General features: G+C 66.6%; 13 protein-coding genes. 6 read left to right on the top strand and 7 right to left on the bottom strand.

Translation table 11 applies throughout. From position 1 onward, the window contains the following. From AL755_RS08050 to AL755_RS08020, 7 genes are all read right to left on the bottom strand, one after another. On the bottom strand, positions 1 to 729 hold the full coding sequence (locus AL755_RS08050) for a lysophospholipid acyltransferase family protein (RefSeq protein ID WP_082369015.1): 729 nt from the start codon (positions 727 to 729) through the stop codon (positions 1 to 3). Next, on the bottom strand, positions 726 to 1,439 hold the full coding sequence (gene cmk / locus AL755_RS08045) for a (d)CMP kinase (RefSeq protein WP_054012942.1): 714 nt from the start codon (positions 1,437 to 1,439) through the stop codon (positions 726 to 728). The genes AL755_RS08050 and cmk overlap by 4 nt, the downstream gene beginning before the upstream one ends. A gap of 5 nt (positions 1,440 to 1,444) precedes the next feature. Next, on the bottom strand, positions 1,445 to 2,548 hold the full coding sequence (locus tag AL755_RS08040) for a prephenate dehydrogenase (protein ID WP_054010560.1): 1,104 nt from the start codon (positions 2,546 to 2,548) through the stop codon (positions 1,445 to 1,447). Between the two features lie 7 nt (positions 2,549 to 2,555). Continuing rightward, positions 2,556 to 3,758: a pseudouridine synthase gene (locus tag AL755_RS08035; protein ID WP_054010559.1), complete on the bottom strand. Its 1,203-nt coding sequence runs from the start codon at positions 3,756 to 3,758 to the stop codon at positions 2,556 to 2,558. Between the two features lie 78 nt (positions 3,759 to 3,836). Beyond that, the gene (scpB, locus tag AL755_RS08030) at positions 3,837 to 4,451 is read right to left on the bottom strand and encodes an SMC-Scp complex subunit ScpB (RefSeq protein ID WP_107503916.1); all 615 of its coding nucleotides are present in this window, start codon (positions 4,449 to 4,451) and stop codon (positions 3,837 to 3,839) included. Between the two features lie 38 nt (positions 4,452 to 4,489). Further along, the gene (locus AL755_RS08025; RefSeq protein ID WP_054010558.1) at positions 4,490 to 5,395 is read right to left on the bottom strand and encodes a segregation and condensation protein A; all 906 of its coding nucleotides are present in this window, start codon (positions 5,393 to 5,395) and stop codon (positions 4,490 to 4,492) included. Between the two features lie 16 nt (positions 5,396 to 5,411). Continuing rightward, positions 5,412 to 6,272, bottom strand: a complete 861-nt coding sequence (locus AL755_RS08020) for a ParA family protein (protein WP_107503915.1) — start codon at positions 6,270 to 6,272, stop codon at positions 5,412 to 5,414. A 182-nt stretch (positions 6,273 to 6,454) separates the two neighbouring features. On the opposite strand from AL755_RS08020, the gene AL755_RS08015 reads away from it, so the two are divergent. The 6 genes from AL755_RS08015 (at position 6,455) to AL755_RS07990 (ending at position 13,420) form a co-directional block, all read left to right on the top strand. Further along, positions 6,455 to 7,189, top strand: a complete 735-nt coding sequence (locus tag AL755_RS08015) for an ABC transporter ATP-binding protein (RefSeq protein ID WP_054010556.1) — start codon at positions 6,455 to 6,457, stop codon at positions 7,187 to 7,189. Between the two features lie 5 nt (positions 7,190 to 7,194). Then, positions 7,195 to 8,769, top strand: a complete 1,575-nt coding sequence (locus AL755_RS08010) for a DUF6297 family protein (protein WP_054010555.1) — start codon at positions 7,195 to 7,197, stop codon at positions 8,767 to 8,769. A 321-nt stretch (positions 8,770 to 9,090) separates the two neighbouring features. Beyond that, positions 9,091 to 9,978, top strand: coding sequence for an ABC transporter permease (locus AL755_RS08005; protein WP_237762630.1), 888 nt, complete (start codon positions 9,091 to 9,093; stop codon positions 9,976 to 9,978). Between the two features lie 9 nt (positions 9,979 to 9,987). Continuing rightward, positions 9,988 to 10,785 (top strand): ABC transporter ATP-binding protein, encoded by a 798-nt coding sequence (locus AL755_RS08000; RefSeq protein WP_054010554.1) that lies wholly within the window; start codon positions 9,988 to 9,990, stop codon positions 10,783 to 10,785. A 79-nt stretch (positions 10,786 to 10,864) separates the two neighbouring features. Beyond that, positions 10,865 to 11,878, top strand: a complete 1,014-nt coding sequence (locus AL755_RS07995; RefSeq protein ID WP_054010553.1) for an aliphatic sulfonate ABC transporter substrate-binding protein — start codon at positions 10,865 to 10,867, stop codon at positions 11,876 to 11,878. A 6-nt stretch (positions 11,879 to 11,884) separates the two neighbouring features. Then, the gene (locus tag AL755_RS07990; protein WP_054010552.1) at positions 11,885 to 13,420 is read left to right on the top strand and encodes a sulfatase-like hydrolase/transferase; all 1,536 of its coding nucleotides are present in this window, start codon (positions 11,885 to 11,887) and stop codon (positions 13,418 to 13,420) included. The last annotated feature ends 47 nt before the right edge of the window (positions 13,421 to 13,467 follow it).

Genomic DNA, 13,467 nt, shown 5'->3' with positions numbered 1-13,467 from the left:
TTACTGTCCTTTATGCTTTGAAGTAAGGTGGTCATCCGCAGGTAAATCCTGGCCTGTAGCGGCCGTGGCGGCCTCAATATGGGCTGCCAGCCGACGGCGGATTTTTTCGGTTGCCCTGTCCATTGAAACACGGCCGGAAACTCCGGGCTCACGCTCAATTTTCAGGGGCTCCCCAAACACCACGTGCAGATGGCGGCGCGGCTTGGGAATTGTGTCACGATGTTCGTTGCCCACCCGGGTGCCCAGGATGGCGACGGGAACGACGACGGCGCCCGAGTTCAGCGCCAGCCACGCCACTCCGCCGTTCATGGCGGCGGCGTCCCCGGTTCCCCGGGTGCCCTCCGGCAGGATGCCCACGCAGTCGCCACGGTCAAGGACCGTTTTTGCCTGTTGCAGCGCGGCCCTGTCCCCGGCCCGGTTGACGGGGATCTGCCCCGAGGCGGCCAGCACCCAGCCAAGGAAGCCCTTGAACATGTCATGGCGGACCATGACGTGCATGTAGCGGTTGGCGGCGCCCACCATGACCGGCCCGTCAAGGTAGCTCAGGTGATTTCCGGCAAAAATGACGGGACCGTCGGCGGGCACATGCTTGCGCCCCACCACGATGGTGCGGTACACCACGTGGTCAAGGACGCGACCCAGCGGCCGGCTCCAGCGTGTCTTCCAGCGCGGCGGCGCCGCGGTTACCACACGCAGTGCCGGGGCGGCCGTTGGATCTTTTTTGCTCATGCAGCCGGGCCCTCATTGACGGCCCGGCGCACCACGTCGATGACGGCGTCGACGGTCTGCTCAAAATCCAGCTCCGAGGAGTCCACCGTGTACACGCCGTCGGCCGCACGCTGGAAATCAACCACCGTGGAGTCCTTCGCGTCGCGGGCCAGCACCTGTTCGGCCAGTTGTGCGGCCGTTTGGGTGCCGCCAAGCTGGAGTCCGCGGCGCCGCATCCGGGCCTCCTCGCTGGCAGTCAGGATCAGGCGTGCCTCGGCGTGGGGGGCCACCACCGTGGTGATGTCCCGGCCCTCCACCACGATGCGATGGTTGCAGTCGGCGATGATGGCCTGCTGGCGGCGGACAAGTTCCTTGCGGGCACCGAGGTTGATGGCCACCGCGCTGACGGCCTTGGAGATTTTGGGGTCGCGGATGGGACCGGTGACGGTGATGCCGTTGACCTTCACGAAGTCGACGTCGGGCGTCAGGCCCTGCTCGAAGCCCATCGTCCGGGCGGCGGCTTCGACGGCGGCGGCGTTTTCCAGGTTGATCCGGGCGTTGAGGCAGTGCCAGGTCAGAGCCCGGTACATGGCTCCCGTATCAAGGAACGCCAGGCCCAAACGGCGCGCAACGGCCTTGCTGACGCTGGACTTGCCCGATCCGGAGGGCCCGTCAATGGCGACCACCAGGGGCTTGCCCACGCGCAGCCGCTCGGGGAATGTAACAAACATGTCCGTCACAATATGACCTTCCATCCGCGTTCCGTCAGTTCCTCCACCAGTGCCGCGCGCTTGGCCGGCACCACGGAAAGCTCCACCATGCCCACCTGCAGCCCGGCCGAATGGTCCAGCCGCAAATCTTCGACGTTGACGCCGATGGCACCGATTTCGGTGAGCAAGTGGGCGATCTGCCCGGGTTTGTCGTCCACGAGCACCGTCAGCCAGGTGTACTGCTGCGCCGGCCCGCCGTGCTTGCCGGGAACGCGCATCTGGCCGGCGTTGCCCTCGGCCATGAGCTGTGCCAGGTCAAGGCGCGCGCCCGGCGCCGTGGGGGCGCTGAGCGTGTTGATCAGCCGGTCCAGGTCCGCCCGGACCCCCTGCATGATCTCCAACAGCTTGGGTGCGTTGGCGCCCAGGATCTGCACCCACAGGGCCGGATCACTGGCGGCAATCCGGGTCACGTCGCGCAGCCCGTTGCCGGCCAGCGACAAGGCGTGCGCGGGGGTTTCCTGCAGCCGGCTGGCCACCAGCGAGGACATGACCTGCGGCAGGTGGCTGACCAGGGCCACGGCGGCGTCGTGCTCGTCGGGGTTGAACCTGAACACCACGGCGTTCAGATCGATGGCCAACGAGTGCGCCACCTTGACGGCGTGCTTTGAGCTGGCCGGCGAGGCGCACAGCACCCACGGCATGGCGTTGAACAGTTCACCGCGAGCCGCAACCGGACCGGAGCGTTCCCGCCCGGCCATGGGGTGCGTGCCCACGTAGCGGGACAGCAGTTCATTGTCGGCGCCCAGGATTTGGGCCAGCTCGGCGGCGATGGCCACCTTGACGCTGGCAATGTCGACGACGACGGCGTCCGGGTACCTTTGCAGGGCACCGGCCACCACCTGTGCGGTCACATCCGGCGGGGCCGCGACGACCACAAGCTCCGGGTGGAGTTGTTCGGCCGCGTCAAAGGCGCGGCCGGCGCCGATGTCCACGGCCACGGCCTGGGCCGAGGGCGAAGGATCGGAGACGACCACGTCAATGCCATGGGCCCGCAGTCCCAAACCAATGCTGGCCCCCAGCAGTCCACTGCCAAGAACCAGCACGGGCCCCACCAAATGCGTTGGATTCATCCGCTGCCTACATTCCCACTTCTGCCATCAGGTGGCCCACCTCGTGACGGCCCAGGATGCGAATGCTGCCCTGGCGCTGGTCGCCCAACGCGATGGGGCCGAACTTGACGCGCACCAGGCGCTCCACGGGGTAGCCGACGGCCTCGAACATGCGGCGCACGATGCGGTTCTTGCCGGAGTGCAGGACGACCTCGGCCAGCACGTGGCCGGGGGTCGAGTCGACCAGGCGGAAGGAGTCGACCTTCTGCCAGCCGTCCTCGAGTTCCACGCCGTCCTTGAGCTGGGCGCCGATGCCCTGGGCCATGGGTCCGCGGACCTGCACCAGGTAGGTCTTGGGTACACCGTACTTGGGGTGGCTCAAGCGGTTGGCAAGCTCGCCGTCGTTGGTCAGCAGCAGCAGGCCCTCGGTGTTCGTGTCGAGGCGGCCCACGTGGAAGAGGCGCTCTCGGGTCTGGCGCACCTTCAGGAAGTCCTTGATGCACGGACGGCCTTCGGGATCGTCCATGGTGGAGACGACGCCCTTGGGCTTGTTGAACACCATGTAGATCATGGATTCGTTGGTCTGGATGGTCATGCCGTCCACCGCGATGTCGGCGGTCTCCGGATCAACGCGCAGTCCCAGCTGGGTGACGGTCACGCCGTCGACCTGGACACGGCCTTCGAGGATCATGTCCTCGCACAGGCGGCGCGATGCCACACCCGCCATGGCCATGACCTTCTGCAGGCGCAGGCCCTCGGGGTTGTGCACGTCCACGTCGTCGGAGGTGGTTTCCGGGCGGCGGTTCTGCTCGGTGGGACGGTTCTTGACCGGGCCCATGCTGCGGCCGTACTGCTCGTTCTTGTACGGCTTGGCGCCGCGCTGTGAAGGCTTCTGGGCGCCGTTGCCGGCGCGGGCGGCTGCCCGGGCGCCGAAGGAGCTGGCTCCCGTGCGGGGTCCGCCGAACTTGCTGCCCGATTTGGGGGCGCCGGTGCCGCCGGTGCGCGGGGCACCGGAACCCGGGGCGCGCTGGACGCCGGAGCCTTCGGAACCGGCCGAACGCGGGGCACCCGAGCGGGGCGAGCCGAAGCCGCCGCCACCCTTGTAGCCGCCGGACTTGGGCGCGCCGGAGCCGCCCTTGAATCCGCCGGACTTGGGTGCACCGGAGCGCGGCTTGCCGCCTCGCGGCTGGTTTTGCCCGGAAGAGCTCCCGGAACGGGGCGACGGTGTCATGATTTTGTCCTTAATGCTAAGAAAAGTTGCGGTACTGAAAGTGGGTGGTCCTGAATGCTTCAGGGGCGGTGCATGGGGCTAAAGGTGTGCGTCGTGGAAATCGTGGAGGTTTTCCAGACCAGGCAGGTGCTGTGCAATTTGCGGCAACTCATCCACGCTTCCAATCCCCAGCCGTTCCAAAAAGTACGCTGTGGTGCGGTACAAAAATGCCCCTGACACCGGGTCGGTGCCCACTTCCTCGATCAGGCCGCGCTGCGCCAACGTCCTCACCACCGAGTCCACGTTCACGCCACGAATGGCGGAAACCCGGGCCCGCGAGACCGGCTGGCGGTAAGCTATCACCGCCAGTGTCTCCAAGGCCGCCTGCGTGAGCCGGGCCGTTTGGCCGTCCACAACAAACTGTGACACGATCCCGGAATAGGCGGGGCGTGAATAAACACGCCAACCCCCGGCAAGTTGCCGAAGCTCAAAGCCGCGCACCGGTACAGTGTCACCGTCTCTAGTATAGCCGTCGTACTCCCTTGCCAGTTCGTGGAGTAGCTCACGTACCGCGGCTGTGGGCAGGCCCACCACGGCGGCCAGCGCTTCCTCGGCCACGGGCTCGTCCACCACCATCAGCACGGCCTCCAGCGCCGCACGGACACCACCGGGTTCGGCCAACACCGCCTCCGTGTCCGGATCCGCCCCCATCATGGGCTGCTCCGGGGTGGATTGGGCATCCTGTTCGGCGTTCATACTGTTCCCTCCGCAGGCTCGTGTTCGTCGTCAAAGTCACTGTCGGTGTGCACCGTGTGCCGGGCCCCGGCACTCCAGCGCACCAGCAGCTCCCCCAGCGGGCTGGCCTGGTCGAAGGAGACCACCATGTCCCGGAACAGTTCCAACAGGGCCAGGAACCGGGCGATCACCACCATGTTGTTTTCGGCGTCGGCCGTCAGGGCGCGGAAGGACAGCGGGTGTCCCGTCCAATTCGCCGCGGCGGGGTCGCCGTCGTCGGGCATGCCGGCGGTGAGCATGGCAGTGACGATGGCGGCCTGTTCGCGGACGCTGACGGGTTGGACGTGCAGGTGGGCCAGCCCCACCTCGGTGGGCGCGGCCTCCTTGGGGACCATCGCCAGGGAGGCGAGTTCGGCGAACTGTTCGGGGGTGTGCCGCCAGACGAGCTCGGGCAGCAGGGCCGCAAAGTGCGGTTCCAGGCCCACCAGCCGGGGGAAGCGCCTGGCTTCGCGCTCCAGCTCGGCGCCCATCAGCCCGGCCACTTCCTTGAACGCCTTGTACTGCAGGAGCCGGGCAAAGAGCAGGTCCCGGGCTTCGAGGAGGGCAAGGTCGTCCTCGCTCTCGACCGCTCCGGCCGGCAGCAGGCGTGCGGCCTTCAGATCGAGCAGGGTTGCGGCGAGGACCAGGAATTCGCTGGCTTCATCGAGCGCCCATTCCTCGCCGAGTTCCTGCAAAGCCTTGAGGTAGCCGATGAACTCGTCGGTGACGGTGGCGATGGCGATGTCGGTGATGTCCAGTTCGTGCTTGGAAATCAGCCCAAGGAGCAGGTCGAAGGGGCCCGTGAAGTTCGCCAGGCGCACCTCGAAGCGCTGCCGTGACGGTCCTGCGGCCGGTGTTGCGTCCGCCGCGATCCCCGCGGCCATAGTTGCGTCGTCCAGTTTAGGGTGCGCCGCCACGGGCGATCAGCTCTTTGGCGAGGCGGCGGTACGAATCGGCGCCCTGGTGGTTGGCCGCGTAGGTGGTGATGGGTTCGGCCGCCACGGAGGCGTCGGCGAACTTGATGGTGCGCTTGATGACCGTCTCGAAGACCTTGTCGCCAAACGCCTCGACCAGCCGGGCCAGCACTTCGCGGGCGTGCAGGGTGCGGGCGTCGTACATGGTGGCCAGCACGCCGTCCACCTGCAGGCGCGGGTTGAGCCGGTCCTGGACCTTGTCGATGGTCTCCACCAGCAGGGCCACGGCGCGCAGGGCGAAGAACTCGCAAATCAGCGGGATGATGACGCCGTGCGCGGCGGTGAGCGCGTTGACGGTCAGCAGGCCCAGGGAGGGCTGGCAGTCGATCAGGACCACGTCGTAGTCGTCCTCGACCTTGCGCAGGGCGCTGGCCAGGACTTGCTCGCGGGCCACCTCATTGACCAGCTGCACCTCGGCAGCGGACAGGTCGATGTTGGCCGGCAGGATGTCGATGTTCTCGATCTCGGTGTGCAGGATGGCGTCGCGAATGTCCACCTTGCGGTCCATGAGCACGTTGTAGACGGTCAGGTCGAGCTCGTGCGGGTTGGTGCCGAGCCCGGCGGACAGGGCGCCCTGCGGGTCGAAGTCGACCAGCAAAACCTTTCGCCCGGCTTCGGCCAGCGCGGCACCCAGGTTGATGGTCGACGTCGTTTTACCCACGCCGCCCTTTTGGTTGACCATGGCAATGACGCGGGCCGGGCCGTGGGATGAAAGAACCGGGGGTTCGGGGAACTCCGTCAGGGGCCGCCCGGTGGGTCCCACAATGTCCTCGTTGACGAGTGTCATTGCACCCTGCTCGTTGCTCACCTATCAGTCCACACTTTCGCCGCTTTGTTGATTCACCGCTACCACGCTCTACGTTACCGGGTGCCGGCGGGATGTTTTGAACATTTGGCCGTCTTGGGTTTTGAGCCTTGACCCTCAAGCTGAGGCTGAATGTTCGGGCTGCGAGCATATACTTCGAAGCGATGAGCAAACCAACAAAACCCTCCCCCGCCACGTCCGATCGACGCAAGGATGTGGTGCGCGCCGAGAAGCTGCAGGCCGGCTACGGCACCAAGGCCGTGTGCGGCGTGGTCAGCTTCAGCCTCCACTCCGGCCAGGCCCTGGCCCTGGTGGGACCCAACGGCGCCGGCAAGTCCACGGTGGTCAAGACAGTGGTGGGCCAGCTTTCCGCCGTTTCCGGCACCACCTTGATCAACGGCACCGCCGTGGATGACCGGACCCTTGAGTTCCGCCGCGAGGTGGCCGTGGTGTTCGACGACGACGCGTTCTTCCCCGCCCTGACCGTCGAGGAACACCTGGCCATCGTCTCCGCCGGCCACGGCGTGGACGACGTGGAGGAAGTGATTGCCGCCGAGCTTGAGTTCTTCGGGCTGAGCTCCCTGGCCAAATCCCGGCCGTACAACCTCTCCTCGGGACAGCGACGGCGCATGCTGCTGGCATCGGCTTTCGTCCGGCCCCGGTCACTGCTGGTCCTGGACGAGCCGGAACAGCGCCTGGACACCGCCATGCGGCACCGGCTGGCAACCCGCCTGAGTGAGGAAGTCGCCAACGGCCTGGCCCTGCTGGTGGTCACCCACGATCCCGACTTCCTCTCCACCGTCGCCACGAAGGCGTTGTTCATCGCCGACACGATCCACACCATGACCCCGGCGCAGGCCGCCGTGGCCATCTCCACCGAGAACCCGCACGCGGACTGAACGCCATGACCCTGCAGACCAGTGAGCGCTTCAGCGCCAAGGAAATCCGGCAGTACACGTTCAAGGTGGGGCTCAGCCGCACCGAGGGCGGCATCATGGAGCTCATCTCCGAGGCCTACACCTTCGTCTTGGGCGGGCTGGTGCTGCTCACCATGGCCGGCGCCATCATCGTGGGGCTGCGCAACAGCCTCGGCGTGGGCCACGAGTCCGCGCTGGCGGCCTCCGTCCTGGGACCGGGATTCCACTCGGTGACCCTGTTGCAGGCCAGCGCCACCGTGTTGCTGACGCTGGCTGCGGCGCTGCTCGCCGTGGAAATGACGGTGGGGCCGATCACCATGACCATCCCGCAAACCGCCTGGTGGCTGGGACTGCCCGTGCGGCGTCGCGGTTTCATCCAACCCGGCTTCCTGAAGTCGCTGATCTGGCCGGCCGCGGCCGCCGTCGTCGTCGTGGTGCCCATGGCGCTGGGCATGGCGTCGGCCCCCACCCCCGGGCGGATCGGTCTGGCCACGTTGTGCGGGATCGGGCTGGGCTGGCTGCTGTACGCGGTGGCCGGCTGGTGCCAAATCACCAACGCGGGCAAATGGCTCAAAAATCTGGTGGGCATTGTGACGCTCGTGGCGCCGCTGACCCTCGTGGCCACCGCCCTGTACAACAATGCGGCGGGCGAGCGTCCCATCACCGGCGCACAAACCGCCTGGCTGGAGTACCTGCCCACAAGCTGGCCGCTGCTGGTGGCCGACGGCGTGCTGTGGCCGCTGATCCTGGTGCCGATCTCCCTGCTGGCGCTTGCTGCCGTGTATTGGAACCTGGAAAGAATCACCACCGCGCAGCTGAAGGAGGCCGCTGCGGCCGGCGCCTACGTTGCCGGCTCGCTCATGTCCATGGACGCCTCCGAGCTGTCCCGGTCGCTGGGTGGCGGCACCTCCCAGGGCACGTCCCGGGTGCGGCTGCCCCTCGTTTTCCGCGGCGGCAGCGCCGCCTCCCGCAGCATCAAGACCCTGCTCAGCACCCACGCAACCATGGCCCTGCGCTCCCCCGTGTCGCTGCTGCGGGTCCTGGTGCTGGCCGCCATTCCGGCATCGGTTGCGGCCGTCGAATTCCTGGGCAACTCCGTACTGATCGCCGTGGTCCTGTACCTGTGTGCGCACTTTGCCGCCACCTCACTGGGCGCCACCGCCCGTTTTGCCGCCGGCAACCCCGCCGTCGACATGCTCATGCCGCTGCCCTCACGCACGGTCCGCCGGGTGCACTACGTATTGCCGGCCGTTGGCATGACGGCGTGGGCACTGGTGTGCTTCGGCCTGCTGCTGGCGTTGGGCGTGGGATCGCCGGCCTTGTTGATCTTGGCAATCTTTGCCGGCCCCGGGCTGGGAGCGGCCACTTTGCGCGCCGCCTTCCGCCCCACTCCCGACTGGAACATGCCGGCCATCGCCTCGGCGTCGGGCCCCATCCCCACCGGCGCCGTCCGGGCGTTCCTGGTGGGCCCGGATTTGTCCCTGATCGTCCTGCTGCCGGTGCTGATCTGCCTGATCTCCGGCGGCGTCCCGCCGGCGGCCTTCCCGCCCAGTTGCTGCTGACATTCCTGGCCTTCCTGTGGGGTACGCACGTGCGCAAGCCCAAGTCGGCCAAGGACGGCGGCCTGTTCGGCCTGCCGCCCGTCCCCGTCGCCAAGTAGCACCACCCCGAGCGCCCCGCGCGCCGAATCTGACGCTGACGCACCGAGTCCGACGACGCCCAACCGTCATCTCGCAACGCTCGGTCAGACTCGGCGCACGGGGCCTTCGGGCGGCATTTCACAAGGTAGGATGTCTTCCGTAACAACGTCATATCGAGTAACGCAAGACTATTTACATAAATACTCTTGACGACGAAGTGACCCGCGCCATACGGTTCTACCCATGGCACCAAACTCCTCCCTCTCCCCATCTCAATCCGCGCTTGCACCCGCGGACCACCCGACGCACGGCAACTCCCCCGGACACCTGTCCCCGGCAGGGAAGCCGGCACGGAAGAAGCCCCGCACCGGACGCGGCAAACTCTCCCGCAAGGCCATGCTGGCCATCAACGCCGCATCGGTCGCCGCGGGCATCGGCGCATGGGCCCTCGTCTCCGGGACCGGGCTCGTGGGACTGCCCGGACCGGGGGAAGTCGCCACCCGGGCCGGTGAACTCATTGCCGACGGCACCCTGGCCGATGACATCGGCGCCTCACTGGCCCGCGTCCTGACAGGTTTCGTGATCGGCAGCCTGCTGGCCGTGCCGATCGGCTTCCTCATGGGCTGGTACTCCATCGGCCGGGCCATCATCGAGCCCTATGTGCAGTTCTTCCGCACCATTCCCCCGCTGGCCATCATTCCGCTGGCCATGGTGACCATGGGCATCGGCGAAACCCCGAAGATCTTCGTCATCTTCCTGGCCGCGTTCCTCTCCTGCGTCATCTCCACCTACCAGGGCGTGGTGGGCGTGGACAAGACGCTCATCAACGCCGCCCGCGTGCTCGGGGCCAACAGCTTCGTGATCTTCACCCGCGTGGTGGTGCCGGCGTCGTCGCCCTTCATCCTGGTCGGCATGCGCATCGGCCTGGGCGCCGGCTGGGCCACGGTGGTGGCCGCCGAACTCATCGCCGCCCCCAACGGCCTGGGCTACCGCATGCAACAGGCCCAGCAGTTCTACGACATGCCCACCATCTTCGTCAGCCTCATCACCATCGGCATCCTTGGCCTGATCATGGACCGCCTGCTGCTCCTGGTTGAGGCCCGCCTCACCCGTTGGCAAGAACGACGCTAAGGACTCCCCATGACCACCGTTACCCAAAACGCCATGATCCGCTTTGAAAACCTGCGCCAGGAATTCACGCTCAGCGGCTCCACCTTCACCGCGCTCGACGGCGTGAGCCTCGACATTGCCGACGGCGAGTTCGTCACCGTCGTGGGCCCCTCCGGCTGCGGAAAATCCACCATGCTCAACGGCGCCGCCGGCCTGCTCGAACCCACGAGCGGCCGCGTCATGGTGGACGACCGCGAGGTGGATGGCCCCAGCCCACGCACCGGCGTCATCTTCCAGCAATACGCGCTCTTCCCCTGGCTGAGCGTGCGCAAGAACGTCGAGTTCGGCCTGCAGTTGAAGAAGGTGCCAGCCGGCGAGCGCCGCCGGATCGTAGACCACTACCTGGAGCTGGTGGGGCTGAGCCGCTTCGCCGAGGCCCTGCCCAAGGAGCTTTCCGGCGGCATGAAGCAACGTTGCGCCATTGCCCGGGCCTACGCGGTCAACCCCGAGATCCTGCTCATGGACGAACCGTTCGGCGCGCTGGACGCGCTGACCCGCGTCCACATGCAGGAACAGTTGCTGGACACCTGGACCAAGGAACGCCGCACCGTCATGTTCGTCACCCACGATGTTGACGAGTCCGTGTTCCTTGCCTCCCGGGTCATCGTCATGGCCGCCCAGCCGGGCCGGATCTACAAGGAGATCAAGGTGGACCTGCCGTTCCCACGCACGGAGGAGATGCGGCTTTCCGACGAGTTCGCCCGGCTTCGCGCCCAGGTATGGGAAGCGGTCTACCACCAGCCCAACGCCAAGGGCGCCGACGAATAGGCAATCCCCAGCATTTGCCCTTCTTCATCACCGCATTGCCCCGCTTCCGGGGAAAACCACCCACTTTGAGGAGACCACCATGTCCAAAACCGTGTCCCGCCGCAATGCCCTCCAGCTCTCCCTCGGAGCCGCAGCCATCTCGCTGCTGGCTGCCTGCGGTGCCAAGGACCAGGTTGGCGCCGACGGCAAGAAGACCGTGGAGATCAAGGTCGGCTACATTGCCGACTACAACGGCGCGGGCCTGATGGCCGTTGCCGACCAGCAGGGCTACTGGGCCAAGGCCGGCCTGTCCCCCAAGTACGTGCCGTTCACCAACGGGCCGTTGGCCATCCAGGCACTGGGCACCAACAACGTCGACGTGGCCTACATCGGTTCCGGCGCACTGTGGCTGCCGGCGTCGGGCAAGGCGGAAATCTGGGCCGTGAACTCCGTCTCCAATGCGGACAGGATCATCGCCCAGCCCGGTATCAAATCCCTGGCGGACCTCAAGGGCAAGAAGATCGGCATCCCGGCCGGCACCTCGGGCGACCAGCTGTTCACCCTGGCGCTGGAAAAGGAGGGACTCACCCGTGGGGACTTCCAGATCACCTCCATGGACCCGCCCACGATCGTTGCCGCCTTCGCCTCAGGCCAGATCGACAGCGCCGCCCTGTGGTACCCGCTGATCGACAGCGCCAAGAAGGGCAAGCCGGACCTCGTGGAACTGTTCTCCAACGCGGACTTCATCGACCAGCTGACGTTCCCCTCCACCTTTGTGGCCGGTCCCGGCCGGGCCGCCAAGGACAAGGAGCTGGCCACGGGCTTCATCTCCGTGGTCAAGAGCGCCAATGACTACCGCCATGCAAACCAGGACGCCACGGTTGCCGTGACGGCCAAGTTCCTCAAGCTCAAGGAGGAGGACATGAAGGCCCAGGCCGGCGTCGCCAAGCTGTTCACGTCCGCCGAACTGGATGAGCTCTCAGCCAAGGGCGCCATCTACACCTGGTTGACGGGCCTGCAGGAACAGTTCAAGGCGGCGGAGAAGATCAAGGAAGTCGTCGACCCCAAGACGTTCTACAACGCCGAGCTCTACGTGAGCACGGCGACGGTATAGGCAGCGATGACATCCCAGGCACCAACCCCCGCACGGCCGGATTCCGGTTCCACCGGCACCCGTCGCAACATGCTGTTCCTGATGACCGACCAGCAGCGCATCGACACGCTGGGCTGCTACGGCAACACCTCCCAGCACACCCCCAACCTTGACCGGCTGGCGGCCCGCGGCACGACCTTTGACCGGGCTTACACCCCCACGGCCATCTGCACGCCCGCACGCGCCAGCCTGCTCACGGGCCTGCAACCGTTCGAACACGGCCTGCTGGCCAACTACGAGTGGAACTCCGGGCACCGCGAGGAACTCCCCGACGGGCTTCCCACGTTTTCGGCGGCCCTCATCGAGCAGGGCTACCGCTTGGGGCATGTGGGCAAATGGCATGTGGGCAAGGACCGCGGCCCGGAACACTACGGTTTCGAGGGCGTGCACCTGCCCGGCGCCCTGAACGTCTTCGACGACCCCGGCTACGAGGACTGGCTCAAAGCCAACGACCACCCGGACTTCCACATCTCCAACCCCGTCTACACGACCCGGTCGGACGGCAGCCAGGGCCACCTGATTGCCGGGGTGACGGACCAGCCCACGGAGGCCACCTTCGAGGCGTTCCTGGCGGACCAGACCATTTCCAAGCTGCGCGAATTCGCCGCCGGGGCATTGGCGGCGGACGGCACCCCGTTCTTCCTCTCCTGCCACATCTTCGGCCCGCACCTGCCGTACCTGATTCCCCGCCAGTGGTACGACATGGTGGACCCCAACACGGTGGAATTGCCGGGATCCTTTGCGGAGACCTTCAACGGCAAGCCCATGGTGCAGCAAACCTACGCCGAGTACTGGTCCACCGACTGCTTCACGGTGGAGGAATGGAAGAAGCTCACGGCCGTCTACTGGGGCTATGTGTCCATGATCGACCACGAGGTGGGGCGCATCCTCGCCGTCCTCGATGAGCTTGGCCTGGGCGATTCCACGGCCGTCATGTTCACGGCGGACCACGGCGAGTTCACCGGCGCCCACCGGCTCAATGACAAGGGCCCCGCCATGTACGAGGACATCTACCGGATTCCGGCGATCCTGGCCCTGCCCGGCGAAATCGAACGCCGCGAGGACCGCTTCATCTCGCTGCTGGATTTCACCGCGACCTTCCACGAGATTGCCGGCGCCGACGCGTCCGGCGTGCAGGGGCGCTCCCTGCTTCCGCTGGCGGCCGGGCTGGAGGTGGACGGGTGGCGCGAGGACATTGTGTGCGAGTTCCACGGCCACCACTTCCCGTACGCGCAGCGCATGATCCGCAACAAGGAAGTGAAATACATTGCGAACCCGGAGGGCATTGACGAGTTCTATGACATGCTCGCCGACCCGGATGAGCTGAACAACGTGATCGACGTTCCGGCTTACCGATCCCAGGTCCGTGCCATGCGCCGGGCCATGTACGGCCAGCTGGTGGCCCGCGGCGACAAGTTCTCGCAGTGGCTTGCCTTCGCCGGAGACATTCCGGCGGACGAACGTGTCCGCCCGGAGACCGCCGTCGAACGCTTCATCAGCTAGGCACCCACCCATCCGAGGATGCCTCCCGCGGTCCACCCAAACAAAGG

Source organism: Arthrobacter sp. ERGS1:01 (genome assembly GCF_001281315.1).
In the GTDB taxonomy this organism is placed as follows: domain Bacteria; phylum Actinomycetota; class Actinomycetes; order Actinomycetales; family Micrococcaceae; genus Specibacter.
The sequence above is the reverse complement of the archived record's forward strand: the minus strand, read 5'-3'. Positions and strand labels throughout refer to the sequence as shown.

What these genes read in the sequence shown, in the direction of transcription:
- AL755_RS08050 (WP_082369015.1), bottom strand. Translation starts at nt 729, where the DNA reads ATGAGCAAAAAAGATCCAACGGCCGCCCCGGCACTGCGTGTGGTAACC.
- cmk (WP_054012942.1), bottom strand. Translation starts at nt 1,439, where the DNA reads ATGTTTGTTACATTCCCCGAGCGGCTGCGCGTGGGCAAGCCCCTGGTG.
- AL755_RS08040 (WP_054010560.1), bottom strand. Translation starts at nt 2,548, where the DNA reads ATGAATCCAACGCATTTGGTGGGGCCCGTGCTGGTTCTTGGCAGTGGA.
- AL755_RS08035 (WP_054010559.1), bottom strand. Translation starts at nt 3,758, where the DNA reads ATGACACCGTCGCCCCGTTCCGGGAGCTCTTCCGGGCAAAACCAGCCG.
- scpB (WP_107503916.1), bottom strand. Translation starts at nt 4,451, where the DNA reads ATGATGGGGGCGGATCCGGACACGGAGGCGGTGTTGGCCGAACCCGGT.
- AL755_RS08025 (WP_054010558.1), bottom strand. Translation starts at nt 5,395, where the DNA reads ATGGCCGCGGGGATCGCGGCGGACGCAACACCGGCCGCAGGACCGTCA.
- AL755_RS08020 (WP_107503915.1), bottom strand. Translation starts at nt 6,272, where the DNA reads ATGACACTCGTCAACGAGGACATTGTGGGACCCACCGGGCGGCCCCTG.
- AL755_RS08015 (WP_054010556.1), top strand. Translation starts at nt 6,455, where the DNA reads ATGAGCAAACCAACAAAACCCTCCCCCGCCACGTCCGATCGACGCAAG.
- AL755_RS08010 (WP_054010555.1), top strand. Translation starts at nt 7,195, where the DNA reads ATGACCCTGCAGACCAGTGAGCGCTTCAGCGCCAAGGAAATCCGGCAG.
- AL755_RS08005 (WP_237762630.1), top strand. Translation starts at nt 9,091, where the DNA reads ATGGCACCAAACTCCTCCCTCTCCCCATCTCAATCCGCGCTTGCACCC.
- AL755_RS08000 (WP_054010554.1), top strand. Translation starts at nt 9,988, where the DNA reads ATGACCACCGTTACCCAAAACGCCATGATCCGCTTTGAAAACCTGCGC.
- AL755_RS07995 (WP_054010553.1), top strand. Translation starts at nt 10,865, where the DNA reads ATGTCCAAAACCGTGTCCCGCCGCAATGCCCTCCAGCTCTCCCTCGGA.
- AL755_RS07990 (WP_054010552.1), top strand. Translation starts at nt 11,885, where the DNA reads ATGACATCCCAGGCACCAACCCCCGCACGGCCGGATTCCGGTTCCACC.